Annotated in this window: 9 protein-coding genes; 4 read left to right on the top strand and 5 right to left on the bottom strand. The window is 68.9% G+C overall.

The genetic code is table 11. The features are described from left to right. Positions 1 to 4,995: a DUF3320 domain-containing protein gene (locus ABTZ91_RS16495; RefSeq protein WP_352077844.1), complete on the bottom strand. Its 4,995-nt coding sequence runs from the start codon at positions 4,993 to 4,995 to the stop codon at positions 1 to 3. Positions 4,996 to 5,203: 208 nt separating this feature from the next. Between ABTZ91_RS16495 and ABTZ91_RS16490 the strand changes: the two genes are divergently transcribed. Then, positions 5,204 to 5,587: a hypothetical protein gene (locus ABTZ91_RS16490; RefSeq protein WP_352077843.1), complete on the top strand. Its 384-nt coding sequence runs from the start codon at positions 5,204 to 5,206 to the stop codon at positions 5,585 to 5,587. 41 nt (positions 5,588 to 5,628) lie between these two features. Next, positions 5,629 to 8,148 carry a tetratricopeptide repeat protein gene (locus tag ABTZ91_RS16485; RefSeq protein WP_352077842.1) on the top strand — a complete coding sequence of 840 codons (2,520 nt, stop codon included), beginning with the start codon at positions 5,629 to 5,631 and terminating at the stop codon, positions 8,146 to 8,148. Between the two features lie 91 nt (positions 8,149 to 8,239). Here ABTZ91_RS16485 and ABTZ91_RS16480 read toward each other — a convergent pair whose 3' ends face one another. The 3 genes from ABTZ91_RS16480 to ABTZ91_RS16470 form a co-directional block, all read right to left on the bottom strand. Beyond that, positions 8,240 to 9,769, bottom strand: a complete 1,530-nt coding sequence (locus tag ABTZ91_RS16480) for a UDP-N-acetylglucosamine 1-carboxyvinyltransferase (protein WP_352077841.1) — start codon at positions 9,767 to 9,769, stop codon at positions 8,240 to 8,242. Positions 9,770 to 9,819: 50 nt separating this feature from the next. After that, the gene (locus ABTZ91_RS16475) at positions 9,820 to 10,176 is read right to left on the bottom strand and encodes a VOC family protein (protein WP_352077840.1); all 357 of its coding nucleotides are present in this window, start codon (positions 10,174 to 10,176) and stop codon (positions 9,820 to 9,822) included. A 91-nt stretch (positions 10,177 to 10,267) separates the two neighbouring features. Further along, complete coding sequence (locus tag ABTZ91_RS16470; RefSeq protein WP_352077839.1) at positions 10,268 to 10,867, bottom strand: helix-turn-helix transcriptional regulator; 600 nt, start codon at positions 10,865 to 10,867, stop codon at positions 10,268 to 10,270. 66 nt (positions 10,868 to 10,933) lie between these two features. Here ABTZ91_RS16470 and ABTZ91_RS16465 point away from each other — a divergent pair, with 66 nt between their 5' ends. Both ABTZ91_RS16465 and acnA read left to right on the top strand, forming a co-directional pair. Further along, complete coding sequence (locus tag ABTZ91_RS16465; protein WP_352077838.1) at positions 10,934 to 11,785, top strand: alpha/beta hydrolase; 852 nt, start codon at positions 10,934 to 10,936, stop codon at positions 11,783 to 11,785. A 170-nt stretch (positions 11,786 to 11,955) separates the two neighbouring features. Then, a complete protein-coding gene (gene acnA, locus ABTZ91_RS16460; RefSeq protein WP_352077837.1) occupies positions 11,956 to 14,670 on the top strand; it encodes an aconitate hydratase AcnA in 2,715 nt (904 codons plus the stop codon). Positions 14,671 to 14,747: 77 nt separating this feature from the next. On the opposite strand, the gene ABTZ91_RS16455 is transcribed toward acnA, so the two are convergent. Beyond that, positions 14,748 to 18,611 carry a GH92 family glycosyl hydrolase gene (locus ABTZ91_RS16455; protein WP_352077836.1) on the bottom strand — a complete coding sequence of 1,288 codons (3,864 nt, stop codon included), beginning with the start codon at positions 18,609 to 18,611 and terminating at the stop codon, positions 14,748 to 14,750. Positions 18,612 to 18,789: the final 178 nt, after the last annotated feature.

Genomic DNA, 18,789 nt, shown 5'->3' with positions numbered 1-18,789 from the left:
TCAGCGCACCACCGTGATGCGGTCCGGGCCACCGGTCATCCGGTCGCTGCGGTGCAGCGCCTTGATGTCCGCGCTCAAGGTGGTCCGGATGTCGGGACCCAGCCGCCGCCAGCCGAAGAAGTCACAGGCCTGCTTCATCAGCTCTTCGGCCGACATGCCGGGACACTCGGCCGCCAGCTCCCACAGCGCCAGCCGGCGCTCGGCAGGGGCGACGTGCAGCACCTTCCGCGCGGCCTCGCCCGCGCCCGGGGTGCGTGCCTGGAGTGTGGTGCGGTGCGTCACGTCGAAGAAGGAGCCCTCTGACGTGACGGTCCCCGACCGTACGAGGGCCTGTGCCACCTGTACGACGGCGGTGCGGGCGCGTCCGCCGGCCCTGGCGAGGCCCCAGGCCTCGCGCGCACGCTGCACGAGGAGATCCTCGTGGACCGGCCCCTCGGCCTCGATGACGGCGGCCAGCACCTTGCGCAGCGCGGGCTTGGCCTCCGGGGTATGCAGCTCGTAGGACGAGCCGGCGCTGATCCACCGGGGCTCGTACGGGGCGCTCCATGCCCGCTCGGCCTGCGTGTCCACGGGCACGCGCTCGTACTCGACGTCGAGCTGGGCGGGTGGCGCGGGCAGCTTCACAGGAGTCGGAGCCGGCGACACACCGCCGGCCGTCACCGGATCCATCCGTTCCTGCTCCGGGCGGCCGACGGGCGGCGCGTCGTCCACGGGCCCCCGCTGCGCGGGCAGCGTCACGGACGCTCCGCCGAGCAGCGGGCCCTGGGCGATGGCATGCTCGACCGCCTCGCGCAGTCGCAGCTCGGCTGCGGCCCGGCCTCGGTACCAGTCGGTGCCCCAGATCCGGTACAGCCGCCACCCCAGCCCGGTCAGGACCTCCTCGCGCAGCCGGTCACGGTCCCGTGCGGCCTTGGACGAGTGGTACATCGCGCCGTCGCACTCGATTCCCAGGGCGTAGGCGCCCGGCAGGGTGGGGTGACGCAGACCGATGTCGATCCGGTAGCCGGCCACGCCGACCTGGGACTGCACCTTGTGTCCCCAGCCGCGCAGCACATCCAGCACCGACTCCTCGAAGGGGCTGTCGGGCTCCGCGTCCGACGGGAGGACCTCCTGGGCAAGTACCGCCGGGCCGGACTCCGCGTACTCCAGGTACCGCTTCAGGTGGCGAACGCTTTCGTTCGTGCTGTCGGCAAGGCTGCCACCGCGGAAGGATGCGACGACCTCCATGCGATACCGGGCGCGGGTGACGGCGACGTTCAGGCGACGCCAGCCGCCGTTCTTGTTGATCGGCCCGAAGTTCAGTCCCAGCCTGCCGTGCTCGTCAGGCCCGTAACCGACCGACATGATCATCACGTCACGTTCGTCACCCTGGACCGACTCGAGATTCTTGATGAAGAAGCCGTCGAGGCGGTCTTCGGTGAAGCAGCGCTCCAAATCGGGCCGGCTCAGCCGGGCCTGCTGGACGGCGAGATCAATGGCTGATGCCTGGGCCTGAGAGAGAGCGACGACGCCGAGAGTGAGCCCGGGGCGGGTGTCGAAGTGGTGAAGCACGCGCTGGGCGACGAACTCGGCCTCGGCCTGGTTGTCACGTCGGCCGCCGCGGTCGTAGACGCCGGCGGCCTCGAAGAAGGCAACGCCGACGTCGTTGCCCTCCTCCTGCGCACCGGGGAAGGTGATCATCGAGTTCTGGTAGAACTCGCGGTTGCTGAAGGTGATCAGATCCTCGTGGCGGCTGCGGTAGTGCCAGCGCAGGGGAAGGTCCTGCATGGCACCGGCCTTGCAGGCATGCAACAGGGACTCGAACGAATCGGGTACGTCCTCGGCGTACTCGTCGGAGTCGTCCTCGACAGAAGAGTCGAAGAACGAGGTCGGCGGCAGCTGCTTCTCGTCTCCTGCGACGACGAGCGTTCGGCCGCGATAGACGGAGTTGATCGCATCCGCGGGCCGGACCTGGGAAGCCTCGTCGAAGATGACGACGTCGAAGGTGAAGTCGGCAGGAAGCATCTGGCTGACCGTGAGCGGGCTCATCATGAAGCAGGGCTTGATCGCCTGAACCACCTCACGAGTCCTGCCGAGCAGTTCGCGTACCGGCAGGTGCCGGGTCTTCTTCTCCGCCTCGCGAGTGATGACGGCGCCTCCACCGCTGCTGAATCGGCGGGGCCGGCGTGTGTTGCAGGCCTCGATGACGGCCCTGCCCGCGGCGGCGACCAGCCGCCGGTCGGCCTCATGGAAGTCGGCGACGCGGGCGTCGAGGTCCTCGCCACGTGTGGTCCGCAACCGTTCGTCCGACGCGAGGATCCCGTCCGCCCAGGCACGCAGCAGTGACTGCTCAACGATCTCCGGCAGGTGCTGCGGGTCGAGTCCTTGCTCGGCGGCTGCTGTGACGAGGCCGTCCGCGCCGTGCCGGGCGAGTACGGAGAGCCCGTCACGATAGGCCCTCCATTCCTCGGGCCCGCGCTGGTCGTCCTCCAGAGCATCCACCATCGCCTGTGCCTGATCGAGAGGGCCCAGCAGGGACGGCGAGAGCTGGGCGGCGCGGGCCGGCTCGAAGAGGGCGAGCAGAGACTCTGCCGCTGTCTCCCAACGATCGGCGCGCTGTGCCGCAACGGCACACCAACCGCCCAGGGCACGCCGAATGTTGCCGGCGAGGAGTGCACCAAGCCGGTCCTGGTCCGTGTCATGGGCCAGCTGCAGTGCGGCGAGATCGGTCCGATCGGCGCCGCGCGTCAGGACGGCGATGCGGTCGGCGTTGACCAGCGCTGCGTCCAGGGCGACGATCGCCTCCTCGTTCAGCGGCGCGTACGGGCCCAGGAGTGCTGAATGCCGTTGCGCCAGACGGGCCACGCCGGTGTGCGCATCCTGCCACGCAACGGCATCGGCGAGCCGTGTGCCGACCGACTTGTCCCAGGTCCCCGTGAGCGTCAGCGCTGCGGCCGCCGCCCGATCGGCCTTGAACTGCGCCGAGAACCGCGAGAAGAGGCCGTGATGTTGCGTGGAGAAGCGCTCCGCCAGCTCGTGGAGCCCCGCGGCCCGCAGCACCTGGTCGCCGAAGAGGTCCGCGGCCGTGGCACGGGCGGCGGATTCGGCGGCGATCGCCTCGCGCAGCTCAGCTGCGGCGGCGTGGGCCTGTGCGAGAGAGGCCGGCTCGAACCACGCACGAGGTGGCCTGAACTCGGACGAGGTGAGGTCTGCCAGCTCGCACAGGGCGAATGCTGCCTCCGAGGAGACGTCATGCGGCATTCCGAAGAGATCGGCAAGCTGACGCAGCTCCGCGTCCGTGACCTCGGGCAACTGTCCGTCCGCCGGCACCTGCGGAGCCTCCGGGAGTCGCGCGCTCAGCGTTCCTACGAGGTGCCGCAGCTCCCGCACCGACCCGGGCTTGTCCTGGGGCGAGGCGAAGGGCCGTCGTTCGACGGCCGCGCTGAGAGCGGTCAAGGCTCCGGACGCCTCGGAGACCACGGTGTGCGCCGAGCTGCCCACGAGACCGCGCCAGACGAACGCCGAACCTTGCGCCGCCGGCCGCCAGGCCCGGCTGATGGCCTGGGCGGCATCGACCGATTCCCTGAGGGAGCCGGCACTCAGGGTGCGGACGATGGCGTCGTTCTGCGTGGATGTCGGCAACTGCGGGACGCCGGCCCGCTCCAGTTGGATCAGGCGGCCCAGGACCTGATGCAGGGTGCGCTGCAGAGGTTCGCGGACCTCGTTCATGGCCGTGGCGTGCGCGGACAACTCCGTGCGCAACTGCCGTGCCTGCTCGAGCTCATGCTGTGCGGCGCCGGTGACCCGCGCCTCGGTCGTCAGGACCCGGGCCAGTTCCGCGGCCACGGCCTTCTTGCCGGTGTCACCGCTGTGCAGGGCCAGGACGAAGTCCCCCAGCCCGACGCTGCGCAGACGGTTTCGCACCACGTCCAGTGCCGCGGCCTTCTCACTGACGAACAGCACACTGCGGCCGGCGTGCATCAGGGCAGCGATCATGTTGGTGATCGTCTGGCTCTTGCCCGTTCCCGGTGGACCGCTCATGACGAAGGAGCGCTGGTCGAGGACGGCCGCGATGCACTGGCGCTGCGAGGCATCCGCATCCAGCACCATCGGAGTCGTCTCGGGCAGCTGGATCTCGTCGATGCGGTCCAGCTCCGGAGGATCGAAGCCGATGACGTCGTCGGGAAGGCCCGCATCCGGGCCGAGGGCAACGGCCCGTACCAGCGGATGGGCGAGGATCCGGGCCTCGTTCTGCAGGAGGTCCTGGTACATGGACTCCCGGTGGGAGGCGAAGAGCCCGAGCACCACGCGTTCGTCGACCGACCAGCCGTCCAGGCCGGCCGTGACCTTCCGGGCCGCAGAGAGGACGGCAGGTGCATCCATGACGTCGGTGCCGCCGACCGGCTTCCAGTCGACCCCGAGGTGTTCCATCTTCACCGCCAGGGCCGGGTTGTGCATCCGCTCCTGGTTGTCGGCGAGCCGCAGCCTGTAGCGCTTGCCTCCTTCCTCACGCCGGAGCTCGACCGGAACCAGGACCAGGGGCGCAGCGCTGCTCTCCTGAGCACCCTCCTCGCGCCAGTTGAGCATGCCGATGCCGAGCCAGAGAACCCACAGGCCGTAGTCGTTGAACATTTGGCCGGACTTGCTGCGTAGCTGGTACAGGGCGCTGTTGAGGCCGACTTGCGTGGTCTTCTGGGTGACGAGGCCGTTGTCGAGGTAGGGGGAGCGCCCGTCAGTGGTCTTGAGGAGGGTGACGGATCCGCTTCCGTCCGAGTCGTCGTCGGACTCCTCAGCGACGGGAGCGAAGGTCCAGCCCTGCCGGAGTTCGGCCAGCAGCGGTTCGACGCCCGGGAACATCACTTCCAGTGTTGCGGTCCTGGTGTGCCTGAAGTTCAGCAGCCGGTTGCGTCCGCCCATGTCCAGCAGGGACTTGCGCCACTCTTCGAGGACGGCCTTCAAGCGGCTGAGGCCGGGATCGCCGCCGGAGGCGGAGGACGTGTGGAACGGGGCGGGCATGTGGTGACTACCTCCTGAACCGGGCGCGCAGGGCATCGTCGCGACGACCCCCGGAGGTAACTGAATATCATCTCATTCCGCGACGTGGGTGCGGGTTTCGACACACCGTCACATCGCCACGCGCCCGGTGGTCTTCCCCTCTCGCCCCTCCGCTGTCAGTGGTGTGTGCGAGCCTGAAGCGAGTGCATTGTGGAAAGCGGGGGACGACATGACCATACGGGTCAAGCGAGCGTTGGCAGCTGGGGCGGCAGGCATCCTTGCCTCGGTGGGCGGAGTGGTCACCAATCTGGTCACGGACAGTCCGTCGTGGACCCTGGGCATTGCCTTGGCCTTGTTGGTGACGGCCGGTACGGGTGCCCAGATCTACCTGAACGACAGCGATGCATCCCCGCAGACGCCTACCGTCACCGCCGCCGCCCCCGGGGCGATCGCGATCGGCGGTTCTGCCCATGGCCCCGTGGTCGCGCACGGCAACGGAAGCGGCGCTGCGGCCGTCCCTGACCATGGGATCACAGCTGCCGGTGCCGGTTCGGTGGCCATCGGAGGCGATGCGCTCGGTTCCGTACACACCGACTCTGGTGAGGCTCGATGAGGCGCCCCGCCATGGGCGTACGGGCCGAGGGTGATGCGTCCGTGGCGATCGGAGGTGACGCGCACGGCCCGCTCCTGGTGAACTCGCCCCAGTTCTTCGTGGTCCCCAGCAGCACCCCGGAATCCGCCTCCCGACCCAAGCTGCTACCACCCGAGGTGCAGGACTTCACCGGACGCGAGGACGATGTCGACCGTGCGGCGGAGGCGGCACGCGCGGCGCTCTCGACTGCCGGGACGATGGTGGCGGTCATTTCCGGCCAGCCCGGCATCGGCAAGACAAGCTTCGCACTGCGCATCGCCCACATGATCGAGCATGAGTTCACCGGCGGAGTTCTTTACGCCGATCTTCGGGGTGTTGATCCAGCACCCGCCCCACCGGACGAAATCGCCCGGCGCTTCCTCCATGTCCTTGGCGTCCCTGATAGTGAAATTCCGACGGATCCGTACCTCAGGCTGGACTTGTTCCGAAACAGGACCGCCGACCGGGGCCTCCTACTCGTTCTGGACAACGCCGCCGACGAAGGGCAGGTCCGGCCCTTGCTGCCCTCCGGACCAGGAACCGCCGTCCTCGTCACAAGCCGGAACAAGCTGGCCGGACTCGAGTCGACGCACCGATTCGATCTTGCGGTCTTCCCGACTCACACGTCGTTCACCTTCTTGGAACGCGTCACGGGCCGAACACTCGCAGGCGCGGATGCCCAGGCGGCGCACACCGTGGCCGAGCACTGTGGTCACCTCCCCCTCGCACTACGCATCGCCGCATACCGCGTGCAAGCCACGCCGGGAATGAGGATGACCGACCTTGCCGTCGAGTTGCAGAGTGAACACGAGCGGCTGGACGCTCTCGTGGTCGGCGACCTTGCAGTACGCAAGGCATTCAACCTTTCCTACCGAAGGTTGGGGAAGGCGTGCAGGAACACCTTCAAGCAGCTGGCTCATGTCCCCACCTCGGAGTTCGGACCCGGCATCTGCGGCGCTCTGACGGGTAACGGAGAAGCTCAGGCGCGCAAGGCTCTGCGGAAGCTCGCCGAAGCGAACCTGGTCGAGCCCTCCCCGGTGAACGGCCGATACCGAGTTCACGACCTGCTGAAAGAGTTCGCCCGCGAGAAAGAGCAGAAGGGGTCGCCAACCGGACCTCTTTCGGACGTCAGACGGATGATCCTCTGGTTGCAGGGTTCTGCGCTGCGTGCGCAGAACCACATCGTGGGGGTCCTGGAGGTGAAGGTTCCCACCACTGCCGGCGCAGATCTGGACTCTTTCGAGGCGGCCGTCACATGGGTGGAGCAAGAGCTTGCCAACGCAGTTGGAGCCCTTGTGATGTCCGAAGAGCTCTGTCGACCGAAGGAGACGGCCACTTTCGCGCTATCCCTCACCCTTGTCTGTCAAACCGTCGGGCGATGGGACGAGTGGGCCACCGTGTGTGCGACAGGGTTGAGATCCTCGACAGCTGCCGGAGATCCCGAGCTGCGCGTCAGGTTTCTCGCGGACACCGCCAACCTAGCTCGCTATCAACGGGACTTCGCGACCGCCCTCACACATGCGAGACAAGCGTACGACGCATCACGCACGACGAAGGCGGTGGGTCTCACTATCGGTACAGCGAGTCTTATGGCGGGCTTGATGATGGACCTCGGCCGCCGGAGTGAGGCGCTTCCCCTGCTGCGTGAGAGCCTGGAGCTGGCCGAGCGGTTCAAAATCAAGCACGAAGTCGGTAAGGCTCTCTACAACCTGGGCACGATCCACCTCGACTCCGGTGAACTGCGGACCGCGCTCACGTATTTCGAGCAAGACCTGACCGTGTGCCGCGAGATGTCGGATGAAGCCGGCGCGGCAGAGACGATGAACACAATGGCACTCACCTACGCCGAACTGGACGAGCCTCACACCGCTGAGCAGTTGCAGCGCGAGGCCCTGGCCGTGTTCTCCCGGCTGAGGAACCCTCACAAGATCAGCATGGTCCTCAACGACCTAGCGCTCACCTTGTCTCGTCAGGGGAAGCTCGAGGAGGCGTTGTCGCTCCATGAGGAGGACATCGAGCTGTGCCGCTCCACCGGCAACGCCTCTGGGGAAGGTGTGGCGCACGGGAACGCGGCGGAGATCCTGTATCTCCTGGGGCGGGTCCGGGAGGCAACGGAGAAGGCTGTCCTCTCGAGGGAACGCTTTGTCGAACTTGGTGACCGACAACGTTTCGCTCGGACCGTGGTTTGCCACATCCCTATCTTCTTCCACGGTGGTCCAGATGCCGAGAGTCTCGCGGTACTAGAGCAGGCGCTCCAGATTCTGGCCGAGTTCGATGAAGCTAAAACCATAGCGTTGGCTCACTACGCTCTCGCGAGGGAGTACTGCGAGAAAGCGCTGTGGGAAGAGACCCGGTCACACGCTGAGCGCTCGCTCGGCGGCGACGGCAAGGTACTGCCTCCGCTCGCCAGGATCGCGACGTGCTTGCTGGCTCTTCGAGCCGCCGCCCAGTTGCGCGACGCGGACGCCGTCAGACAGTACGAGCGTCTCCTGCGCGTCATTCGTGCCGAGAATCCGGGTGTCATGGCAGCCTCCGGCGAGTGATCGGCCGCACGCAGCAGTCAATGAAGAACGTCGAGGCTCCATCGCCTTCTGAAGACGATGGAGCCTCGACTACGCCAGACTGCGCTTCCTCCTAGATGTCCCTGAAGATCTCGATCTGCGCCCCCACCGAGTTCAGCCGCTCCGCCAGGTCCTCGTACCCCCGGTTGATGACGTACACGTTCCGCAGCACCGACGTGCCCTCGGCCGCCATCATGGCCAGCAGGACGACCACGGCCGGGCGCAGGGCCGGGGGGCACATCATTTCGGCGGCGCGCCAGCGGGTGGGGCCCTCGACCAGGACGCGGTGGGGGTCGAGGAGCTGGAGGCGGCCGCCGAGGCGGTTGAGGTCGGTGAGGTAGATGGCGCGGTTGTCGTAGACCCAGTCGTGGATCAGGGTCTTGCCCTGGGCCGTGGCCGCGATCGCCGCGAAGAAGGGGACGTTGTCGATGTTGAGGCCCGGGAAGGGCATCGGGTGGATCTTGTCGATCGGCGCCTCCAGCTTGGAGGGGCGGACCGTGAGGTCGACCAGGCGGGTGCGGCCGTTGTCCGCCGGGTACTCGGCCGAGCGGTCGTGGTCCAGGCCCATCTCCTCCAGGACCGCGAGCTCGATCTCCATGAACTCGATCGGCACCCGGCGGATCGTCAGTTCCGACTCGGTGACGACGGCCGCGGCGAGCAGGCTCATCGCCTCGACCGGGTCCTCGGAGGGGGAGTAGTCGACGTCGACGTCGATGTCCCGGATGCCGTGCACGGTGAGGGTCGTGGTGCCGATGCCCTCGACCCGTACGCCCAGCGCCTCCAGGAAGAAGCACAGGTCCTGGACCATGTAGTTGGAGGAGGCGTTGCGGATGACGGTGACGCCGTCGTGGCGGGCCGCCGCGAGCAGGGCGTTCTCGGTCACCGTGTCGCCGCGCTCGGTCAGGACGATCGGGCGGTCGGGGACGACGGACGACTCGACCTGGGCGTGGTAGAGGCCCTCGGTCGCGGTGATGTCCAGACCGAAGCGGCGCAGCGCGATCATGTGCGGCTCGATCGTGCGCGTACCGAGGTCGCAGCCACCGGCGTACGGCAGCCTGAAGCGGTCCATGCGGTGCAGCAGCGGGCCCAGGAACATGATGATGGAGCGGGTGCGGATGGCCGCCTCGGCGTCGATGGCCTCCATGTCCAGCTCGGCCGGCGGCACGATCTCCAGGTCGACGCCCTCGTTGATCCAACGGGTGCGCACGCCGATCGAGTTGAGCACCTCCAGGAGGCGGAAGACCTCCTCGATGCGGGCGACCCGGCGCAGCACCGTACGGCCCTTGTTGAGGAGGGAGGCGCACAGCAGCGCCACGCAGGCGTTCTTGCTCGTCTTGACGTCGATGGAGCCGGAGAGGCGCCGGCGGCCGACCACCCGCAGATGCATGGGGCCGGCGTAACCCAGAGAGACGATCTCGCTGTCCAGGGCCTCACCGATCCGGGCGATCATCTCAAGGCTGATGTTCTGGTTACCGCGTTCGATCCGGTTGACGGCGCTCTGGCTGGTGCCGAGCGCGTCCGCCAGCTGGGTCTGGGTCCAGCCACGGTGCTGACGGGCGTCACGGATGAGCTTGCCGATGCGTACGAGGTAGTCGTCTGCCATGGCGTCACGTTATCTCAGATATGAGATGAGTTACGCCAGGGGGTGGGCCATCAGGGTGACGGGCTGTGGGCGACCGGGTGGCGCGGTTCATAGAGCGGCAGTTCGGACCCGCTCGGCAGGCGCACCGCGCAGACCAGGCCCCAGCCCTGGTCGCTGATGGGGCGTGAGACCTCGGCGCCCCGGTCCTCCAGCCGCTTCAGGGTCTCGGCGACGTCGTCGCACATCAGATAGACCTCGTTCTTCGGCTCCCCGTCGGTGGGATGCACCGCGATCTCGGCCGGTGGCAGCCGGAAGATGAGCCACCCGCGTCCCGCGTCCACGTGGTCGAAGCCGACCACGTCCTTGAGGAAGGCGCGGTCCGCCTCCGCGTCCTGGGTGTAGAGGATGACATGCGCGCCGCTGAACATGCCTCGATCGTCCGCCCGATTCCCTTTCGCGGCAATCGTTCCGCAGCCGTACGGGGAGGGGAGGGCGGGGAGCGTACGGGCGCACGTGGGGTCAGGCATCCCGCAGTCGGACCCGCTGGACCTGGCAGGCGAGCGTGCGGCGTCTGGCCGGCGATCCCGCCGGGCTCCCGTCCGTCGCGGTCGGCACGTCGAGGCCCCGGGCGATCCGGTCGTAGGCCTCCCGGTACGCAGCGAACGGCGCCTCGGCGCGATGCTCCCTCAGGTCCTCCTCGACCAGCCGCCGCAGCGCGTCCACGTTCTGCGGCGTGAACCGCTTCCGGCCGCGGGCCAGCGCGTGCACCAGGCGCGAGCAGTGGGCGGCGTCGTCCAGGGTCTCCGAGACCGCTTCGGCCAGGCCCCACAGCCGGCCTTCGAGCCAGGGCGGGTCGAGCTGGTCGAGCGACAGGTCCACCGGCTCGCCCGTCCCGCCCGCCGCGCCCTCCGTCCTCGCCCTGGCCGCCTGCTTGGAGACGGCCGGCTGGCTCATCCCGGCGAGCCGGGCGAGCCGCTCCTGGGTCCAGCCGGCGCCGACGAACAGCCGGATCATCTCGGCGCGCAGACGGCGCATCTCCTCGCCCGCGTCGATGATCTCGTTCATCTCCGCGAACATCCGCCCGACCTGTTCCTCGGTCCACTCACCCTCGGCTGTCACCACCCCGTTATACCCCGCCGTCGGCAGGGCTCGACAGAGGTCATAACCTGGTTGTACAACCTGGTTATGAACTCCGTCTCCGGCACCTTGTCCGCACCCGACGGCACCCGCCTCGCCCTCCGTACCACCGGCTCCGGCGCCCCGCTCCTCTGTGTCCCCGGCGGCCCCGCCGACTCCGCGTACCTCGGCGACCTCGGCGGCCTGTCCGCCCACCGCACGCTCCTGATCCCCGACCTGCGCGGCACCGGCCGCTCCGCCGTGCCCGCCGACCCCGCCTCGTACCGCTGCGACCGGCTCGTCGACGATGTCGAGGCCCTCCGCGTCCACCTCGGCCTGGAGCAGATCGACCTGCTCGGGCACTCCGCCGGAGCGAACGTCGCCGTCCAGTACGCGGCCCGCCACCCGCACCGGGTGTCCCGGCTCGCCCTCGTCACCCCCGGCATGCGCGCCCTCGGGATCGAGATCACCGCCGAGGAGCGCCTGGGCCTCGCCCGGCTCCGTGCGGGCGAGCCGTGGTTCGCCGCCGCCTTCGCCGCCCTGGAGGCGATCAACGCGGGTACCGGAAACGACTGGGAGGCCGTCGCCCCCTTCCGTTACGGCCGCTGGGACGAGGCCGCCCGGCGCCACCACGCCGCGGGGCGCCTCGGTCCTCCCGAGGCCCTCGCCCGCTTCGGTGCCGACGGCGCCTTCACCCCGGACGCCACCCGCGCGGCGCTCACCGGGCTCACCGCCCCGGTGCTGCTGCTCGCCGGGGCGTACGACCTGAACAGCCCGCCGCGAGCGGTGGCGGCGTGCGCGGACTTCGTGGCGGACGCCACATTCCATGTGCGGCCGGAAGCGGGCCACTATCCCTGGCTGGACGACCCCGCCGGCTTCGTCGCGACCCTGACGGCGTTTCTCGGGGCCTGCCGGGCATGACCGACCGCCGGTGATGTACTAGAGTTATCTCGACATCGAGATATCTGCCGAGGCGCACCGCTGCCGCCACCCGGTAAGGGTTACCTAACTTAGCCTTACCTTAGCGGATCGACGACGTGTACGTGGCGGCAGGATGTGGTGGAACGCGCACATATATGAAGGAGACTGTCGTGTCGGCGAACAGCTTCGACGCCCGCAGCACGCTGCGCGTGGGCGACGAGTCGTACGAGATCTTCCGCCTGGACAAGGTGGAGGGCTCGGCCCGGCTCCCCTACAGCCTTAAGGTTCTGCTGGAGAACCTGCTCCGCACCGAGGACGGCGCGAACATCACCGCCGACCACATCCGGGCCCTCGGCAACTGGGACTCCCAGGCCCAGCCCAGCCAGGAGATCCAGTTCACGCCCGCGCGCGTGATCATGCAGGACTTCACCGGCGTGCCCTGCGTCGTCGACCTCGCCACCATGCGCGAGGCCGTCAAGGAGCTCGGCGGCGACCCGGCGAAGATCAACCCGCTCGCCCCGGCCGAGCTGGTCATCGACCACTCCGTCATCGCCGACAAGTTCGGCACCCCGGACGCCTTCGGCCAGAACGTCGAGCTGGAGTACGGCCGCAACAAGGAGCGCTACCAGTTCCTGCGCTGGGGCCAGACCGCCTTCGACGAGTTCAAGGTCGTCCCGCCCGGCACCGGCATCGTCCACCAGGTCAACATCGAGCACCTGGCCCGCACGGTCATGGTCCGGGGTGGCCAGGCGTACCCCGACACCCTCGTCGGCACCGACTCGCACACCACCATGGTCAACGGCCTCGGCGTGCTCGGCTGGGGCGTCGGCGGCATCGAGGCCGAGGCCGCGATGCTCGGCCAGCCGGTCTCCATGCTGATCCCGCGCGTCGTCGGCTTCAAGCTGACCGGCGAGCTGCCCACCGGCACCACCGCCACCGACCTGGTCCTCACGATCACCGAGATGCTGCGCAAGCACGGCGTCGTCGGCAAGTTCGTCGAGTTCTACGGTGAGGGCGTCGCCGCCACCTCCCTCGCCAACCGCGCCACCATCGGCAACATGTCGCCGGAGTTCGGCTCCACCGCCGCGATCTTCCCGATCGACGGCGAGACCCTGAACTACCTCAAGCTGACCGGCCGCTCCGAGCAGCAGGTCGCGCTCGTCGAGGCGTACGCCAAGGAGCAGGGCCTCTGGCTCGACCCGGCCGCCGAGCCCGACTTCTCCGAGAAGCTGGAGCTCGACCTCTCCACCGTCGTCCCCTCGATCGCCGGCCCGAAGCGCCCGCAGGACCGCATCGTCCTCGCCAACGCCGCCGAGCAGTTCAAGCAGGACGTCCGCAACTACGTCGACATGGTCGACGAGGCCGGCCAGGAGTCCTTCCCGGCCTCCGACGCCCCGGCGGTCAGCAACGGCGTCCCGTCGAACCCGGTCCAGGTGACCGCCCCCGACGGCACCACCTACGAGCTCGACCACGGCGCCGTCACCGTCGCCGCGATCACCTCCTGCACCAACACCTCGAACCCGTACGTCATGGTCGCCGCCGCGCTCGTCGCGAAGAAGGCCGTGGAGAAGGGCCTGACCCGCAAGCCGTGGGTCAAGACCACCCTCGCCCCGGGCTCGAAGGTCGTCACCGACTACTTCGACAAGGCGGGCCTGACCCCGTACCTCGACAAGGTCGGCTTCAACCTCGTCGGCTACGGCTGCACCACCTGCATCGGCAACTCCGGCCCGCTGCCGGAGGAGGTCTCCAAGGCGGTCAACGACCACGACCTCGCCGTCACCTCGGTCCTCTCCGGCAACCGGAACTTCGAGGGCCGCATCAACCCCGACGTCAAGATGAACTACCTGGCCTCCCCGCCGCTGGTCGTCGCGTACGCCATCGCGGGCTCCATGAAGGTGGACATCACCAAGGACGCGCTGGGCACCGACACCGAGGGCAACCCGGTGTACCTCAAGGACATCTGGCCGTCGGAGGCCGAGGTCAACGACGTCGTCGCCAACGCCATCGGCGAGGACATGTTCTCCAAGTCCTACAGCGACGTCTTCGCGGGCGACGCCCAGTGGCAGGCGCTGCCGATCCCGACCGGCAACACCTTCGAGTGGGACCCCGAGTCCACCTACGTCCGCAAGCCCCCGTACTTCGAGGGCATGACGATGGAGACCACCCCGGTCACCGACATCACGGGCGCCCGCGTGCTCGCGAAGCTCGGCGACTCGGTCACCACCGACCACATCTCCCCGGCCGGTGCCATCAAGGCCGACACCCCCGCCGGCAAGTACCTCACCGAGCACGGTGTGGAGCGTCGTGACTTCAACTCCTACGGCTCGCGCCGGGGCAACCACGAGGTCATGATCCGCGGCACCTTCGCCAACATCCGCCTGCGCAACCAGATCGCGCCGGGCACCGAGGGCGGCTACACCCGCGACTTCACGCAGGAGGGCGGCCCGGTCTCCTTCATCTACGACGCCTCGCAGAACTACCAGGCCGCCGGCACCCCGCTGGTCATCCTGGGCGGCAAGGAGTACGGCTCCGGCTCGTCCCGCGACTGGGCGGCCAAGGGCACCGCGCTCCTCGGCGTCAAGGCCGTCATCACCGAGTCGTACGAGCGCATCCACCGCTCGAACCTCATCGGCATGGGCGTCCTGCCGCTGCAGTTCCCGGCCGGCCAGTCGGCCGACTCGCTGGGCCTGACCGGCGAGGAGACCTTCTCCATCACCGGCATCACCGAGCTCAACGAGGGCCGGACCCCGAGCACGGTGAAGGTCACCACCGACACCGGTGTCGAGTTCGACGCGGTCGTCCGCATCGACACCCCCGGCGAGGCGGACTACTACCGCAACGGCGGCATCATGCAGTACGTGCTGCGCAACCTGATCCGCGGCTGAGGATCAGCAGTAGGCAGTAGGCAGTAAGTAAGGGCCCGTCTCCATGGAGACGGGCCCTTACTCATGTCCGCGGAACCTCAGCCGAGCAGCTCCACCTCCGCCAGCTCCGCGGCCACACCGCCCGCACCCGACGGCACCAGCCGGTACCGCGCGTACGTCCCCGGCTTCGCCACCGAGAACACCCGGGTCTGCCGGTCCCAGGCGAAGCCCTCGCCCTCTCGCCGGTCCAGATCCGTCCACGTCAGCCCGTCCGCCGAGCCCTGGAGCACCCAGCCGGACGGCGCCTTCGCCCGGTCCGCCGAGGACGTCAGCGTGTACTGCACCGCCCGGCCCGGCTTCGCCGTCGGCAGCTCCAGCGCGCCCGCCACCGGACCCGCCGTCGCCGACGTGTCGTCGAACAGCGGACCCGCGCCCCGCACCAGGTCCGCCCGAGGCGCCGGCACCTCGTCGTCCCGGGTGATCGAGACCGGCGCCGCCTCGGCGCCCGTGCCCCAGGCCGACGGCTCCGGCCCCATGTCGAACTTCAGCGTGCCGCCCTTCGCGAGCAGCTCGTGCGGCAGCGCCGTCGAGTTCCAGCGCTTCCCGTTCAGCTTCACGCCCTGCACGTAGATGTTGCGGGCGCTGTTGCGCGGGGCCTCCACGACCAGGGTGCGGCCGTTGTCCATCCGTACGGTCGCCTTGGTGAAGAGCGGCGAGCCGATCGCGTACTCCCCGCTGCCCATCACCAGCGGATAGAAGCCGAGCGCCGAGAAGAGGAACCAGGCCGACTGCTCGCCGTTGTCCTCGTCGCCGTGGTAGCCCTGCCCGATCTCGCTTCCGGTGTAGAGCCGCGACAGCACCTCACGCACCTTCTCGGCCGTCTTCCACGGCTGCCCGGCCGCGTCGTACATGTACGGCACGTGGTGGGCGACCTGGTTGGAGTGCCCGTACATGCCCATCCGCACGTCCCGCGCCTCCGTCATCTCGTGGATGACGCTGCCGTACGAGCCGGCGACGTCGGGGCTCGCCGTCTCCGGCGTCGAGAAGTACGCGTCCAGCTTCTGCGCGAGGCCCGCGCGCCCGCCGTACAGGTTGGCCAGACCTCGGGAGTCCTGCGGGGCGGTGAAGGCGTAACCCCAGCCGTTGGTCTCCGTGTAGTCGTGGCCCCAGATCCGCGGGTCGTACGACTCCGAGGGCACCCGCCAGGCACCCTTGGGGTCCCGGCCCTGGAAGAAGCCCGCGCTCGCACCGGAGCCGGAGCCCGCGCCCGCCTTCGCGTCGAAGAGCAGGACGTAGTTCCGGGCCCGCTCCAGGAAGTACGCCGACTCCTCCGCGTACCGCTTCTTCCCGGTCTTCTCGTGGAGCGCCTGCCCCATCCTCGCGATGCCGTAGTCGTTGAGGTAGCCCTCGAGCGACCAGGACAGGCCCTCGTGGGTCGCGGTCGAGGCGTAACCGGTGAAGGGCGAGGTGTCCATGCCCTTGCGGCCCACGCCCCGGTGCGGCGCGACGACGGTGGCGTTCTTCAGTGCCGCCTCGTACGCCGCCTCCGCGTCGAAGTCGACGCCCTTGACGTACGCGTCGGCGAAGGCCACGTCCGAGGAGGTGCCGGTCATCAGGTCCGCGTAGCCGGGGGAGGACCAGCGGGAGATCCAGCCGCCGTCCTTGTACTGCTGCACGAAGCCGTCGACCAGCTCGCCCGCCTTCTTCGGGGTGAGGAAGGAGTAGGCCGGCCAGGTGGTCCGGTAGGTGTCCCAGAAGCCGTTGTTGACGTACGCCCTGCCCTCGACGATCCTCGCGCCGGTACGGGTCGGGGTGTCCGGCCCGGCCGGGGCGGAGAAGGGACTGGCGTACTTGTAGGTCGAGCCGACCTTCTCGAAGCCGGAGTTGGGGTAGAGGTAGAGCCGGTACAGGCTGGAGTAGAGGGTGACGAGCTGGTCGTGGGTCGCGCCCTCGACCGTCACCCGGCCGAGCACCTCGTCCCAGGCGTCCTGCGCCCGCTCCCGCACGGTGTCGAAGCCCGTCCCCTCGGGGATCTCGTCGGCGAGGTTGGCCTTCGCCTGCTCGACGGAGATCAGCGAGGTCGCGATCCGCAGGTTCACCGTGCGGTCCGCGCCCGCGTCGAAGCGGAAGTGTCCCTTCACGCCCTGGGCCGTCGGCTTCCCGGACGCGGTGACCGGCGCGTCGAAGACGCCGTACACGAACATCCGCCCGGCGCCGGTGGACAGCCCGCTCTTCACGTCGGAGTAGGCCGTGAAGGAACGGGTCTGAGGGTCGAGGGTGAGGCCGCCCTGGTCGTTGACGTTGTCGAAGACGACGCTCGCGTCGTCCCCGGGATAGGTGAAGCGCATCGCGGCCGCGTGGTCGGCGGGCGCGATCTCGGCCTTGAGGCCGTTCTCGAAGGTGACGCCGTAGTGGTGCGGCTTCGCCGTCTCGTTCTCGTGGCGGAACGGCAGGGCGCGGGCCGCCCGGTCGGCCGGCGGGGTGCCGGCGGCGGCCGAGGGCATCACCTGGAAGGTCTGCCGGTCGCCCATCCAGGGGCTCGGCTGGTGGCTCGCCGACAGCGCCTGCAGGGTGGGCAGGTTGTCGGCGTTGTTGCCGCGCGCGTACTCGTAGATCCAGCTCTGTGTCGCCGCGTTGGTCACCGGCGTCCAGAAGTTGAAGCCGTGCGGGACGGCGGTGGCGGGGAAGGTGTTGCCGCGCGAGAAGGAACCGGAGGAGTTGGTGCCGCGGATCGTGGAGGCGTAGTCGGAGAGCCGCTCGTAGGGCTGCCGCGGCGCCTCGGGGGCGATCGTGAGATCGTCGATCCAGCCCTGGAACTTCGCCGGACCCTTGGGGGAGTCGTACGCCACGAGGATCCGGTCCACGGTCCTGCCGTTCGCCACCTCGCCGATCCGGGCGGTGACCCGGTTCCACTGGTTGACGTAGAGGCGCTTGGCGGCGCCCTGGCCCTGGGGGCTGAGCCGCCCGCCGTGGCTGTCGACGGCGCCGAGGTCGCTGAGATAGGTGCCGTCGGTGAAGGCCAGGTCGACGGAGACGTTCGTCGCCGGGTAGTTCAGGTCCGTCTCGGAGGCCGGCATCGAGGGGAAGATCGCGTAGGACAGCTCGGTGTTCCGCACGATCCGGGTGTCGACGTCGAAGACCTTGTTGTACGAGTACGCCCGGCCCTCGCCCTTGTGGGTGCCGGCGTAGCGCAGCGCCCGCTTACCCGTGAAACCCGCACCGGCCTTGGCGGTGGGGGAGCCGCTGGGGCCCCGGTCGACGTGGCTGCGCATCTCCTCGGGGACGGGCTGGGAGGTGTCCCCGTTCGAGAACTGAACGTCGGCGAGCTGGGTCAGGCCCGCGCCGGCGTTCTTCGTGATCTCCAGGCGGTAGTGGGCGTAGGCGGTCGCGCCACCGCCCGCCGCGCCCGGGATGTCGTAGCTCCTCGTCTCGAACCGCTTGGCGAAGGTCTCGCCCGCGCGCGTGTCGAGGACCGTCCACTGCTTGCCGTCGGCCGAGCCCTTGAGGGTCCAGTCGCGCGGGTCGCGCTCGGCGGCGTCGTTGGCCGAGGTCAGCGCGTAGGTCGCCAGTCTTACCGGGGCGTCGAGGTCGAACTCCAGCCAGGCGGTGGGCTCGAAGGCGAGCCACTTGGTGCCCGCCTGGAGGTCGACCAGGTTCTCCTTCACCTCTCCGGCGCCCGCGTGCTCGGCGCTCGCGCGCACGGCGACGACCCGGTCGGTGACATTGCCGGGAATGCCGGTGACGTAACCGCCGTCGACACCGGAGGCCCGCTTCTCTCCGTCGGGGCCGGTGTCGATGGTGTTCCGCCAGGTCGGCTGTGTTTCGTCCGGTTCGAAGGAGGTGGTGAACTCCCGTCCGGAAGTGTCCGGTTGACCCGGAAGCGCCTGAGCCACCGAGGGGGTGAGGCTCAGGATCAAGGCCGCCGAGGCCGCCAGCGAGACCACTCTGAAAGAGGACCGCATGCCGTGTCGTCGCTCCTGCCGCTCGTTGTAGACAACGTTGTCAATCCGATGGCGCGAGAAACCAGAAGAAGGCAATGACCTGCCGCTGTCAAGGGTGTTGACGAGAAATCGAGGGAGGAAACGGGGCAGAAACGGCTCGGATATCCCGCAGGTCTCAACTCGGAGAAGACTGCCCGGG

This window comes from Streptomyces sp. NPDC126499 (assembly GCF_040302485.1).
Lineage (GTDB): Bacteria > Actinomycetota > Actinomycetes > Streptomycetales > Streptomycetaceae > Streptomyces.
The sequence above is the reverse complement of the archived record's forward strand: the minus strand, read 5'-3'. Positions and strand labels throughout refer to the sequence as shown.

Bases quoted from the DNA above. Each gene is read 5' to 3' on its own strand.
- ABTZ91_RS16475 (WP_352077840.1), bottom strand. From the start codon at position 10,176: ATGTTCAGCGGCGCGCATGTCATCCTCTACACCCAGGACGCGGAGGCG.
- ABTZ91_RS16495 (WP_352077844.1), bottom strand. From the start codon at position 4,995: ATGCCCGCCCCGTTCCACACGTCCTCCGCCTCCGGCGGCGATCCCGGC.
- ABTZ91_RS16455 (WP_352077836.1), bottom strand. From the start codon at position 18,611: ATGCGGTCCTCTTTCAGAGTGGTCTCGCTGGCGGCCTCGGCGGCCTTG.
- ABTZ91_RS16490 (WP_352077843.1), top strand. From the start codon at position 5,204: ATGACCATACGGGTCAAGCGAGCGTTGGCAGCTGGGGCGGCAGGCATC.
- ABTZ91_RS16465 (WP_352077838.1), top strand. From the start codon at position 10,934: ATGAACTCCGTCTCCGGCACCTTGTCCGCACCCGACGGCACCCGCCTC.
- ABTZ91_RS16480 (WP_352077841.1), bottom strand. From the start codon at position 9,769: ATGGCAGACGACTACCTCGTACGCATCGGCAAGCTCATCCGTGACGCC.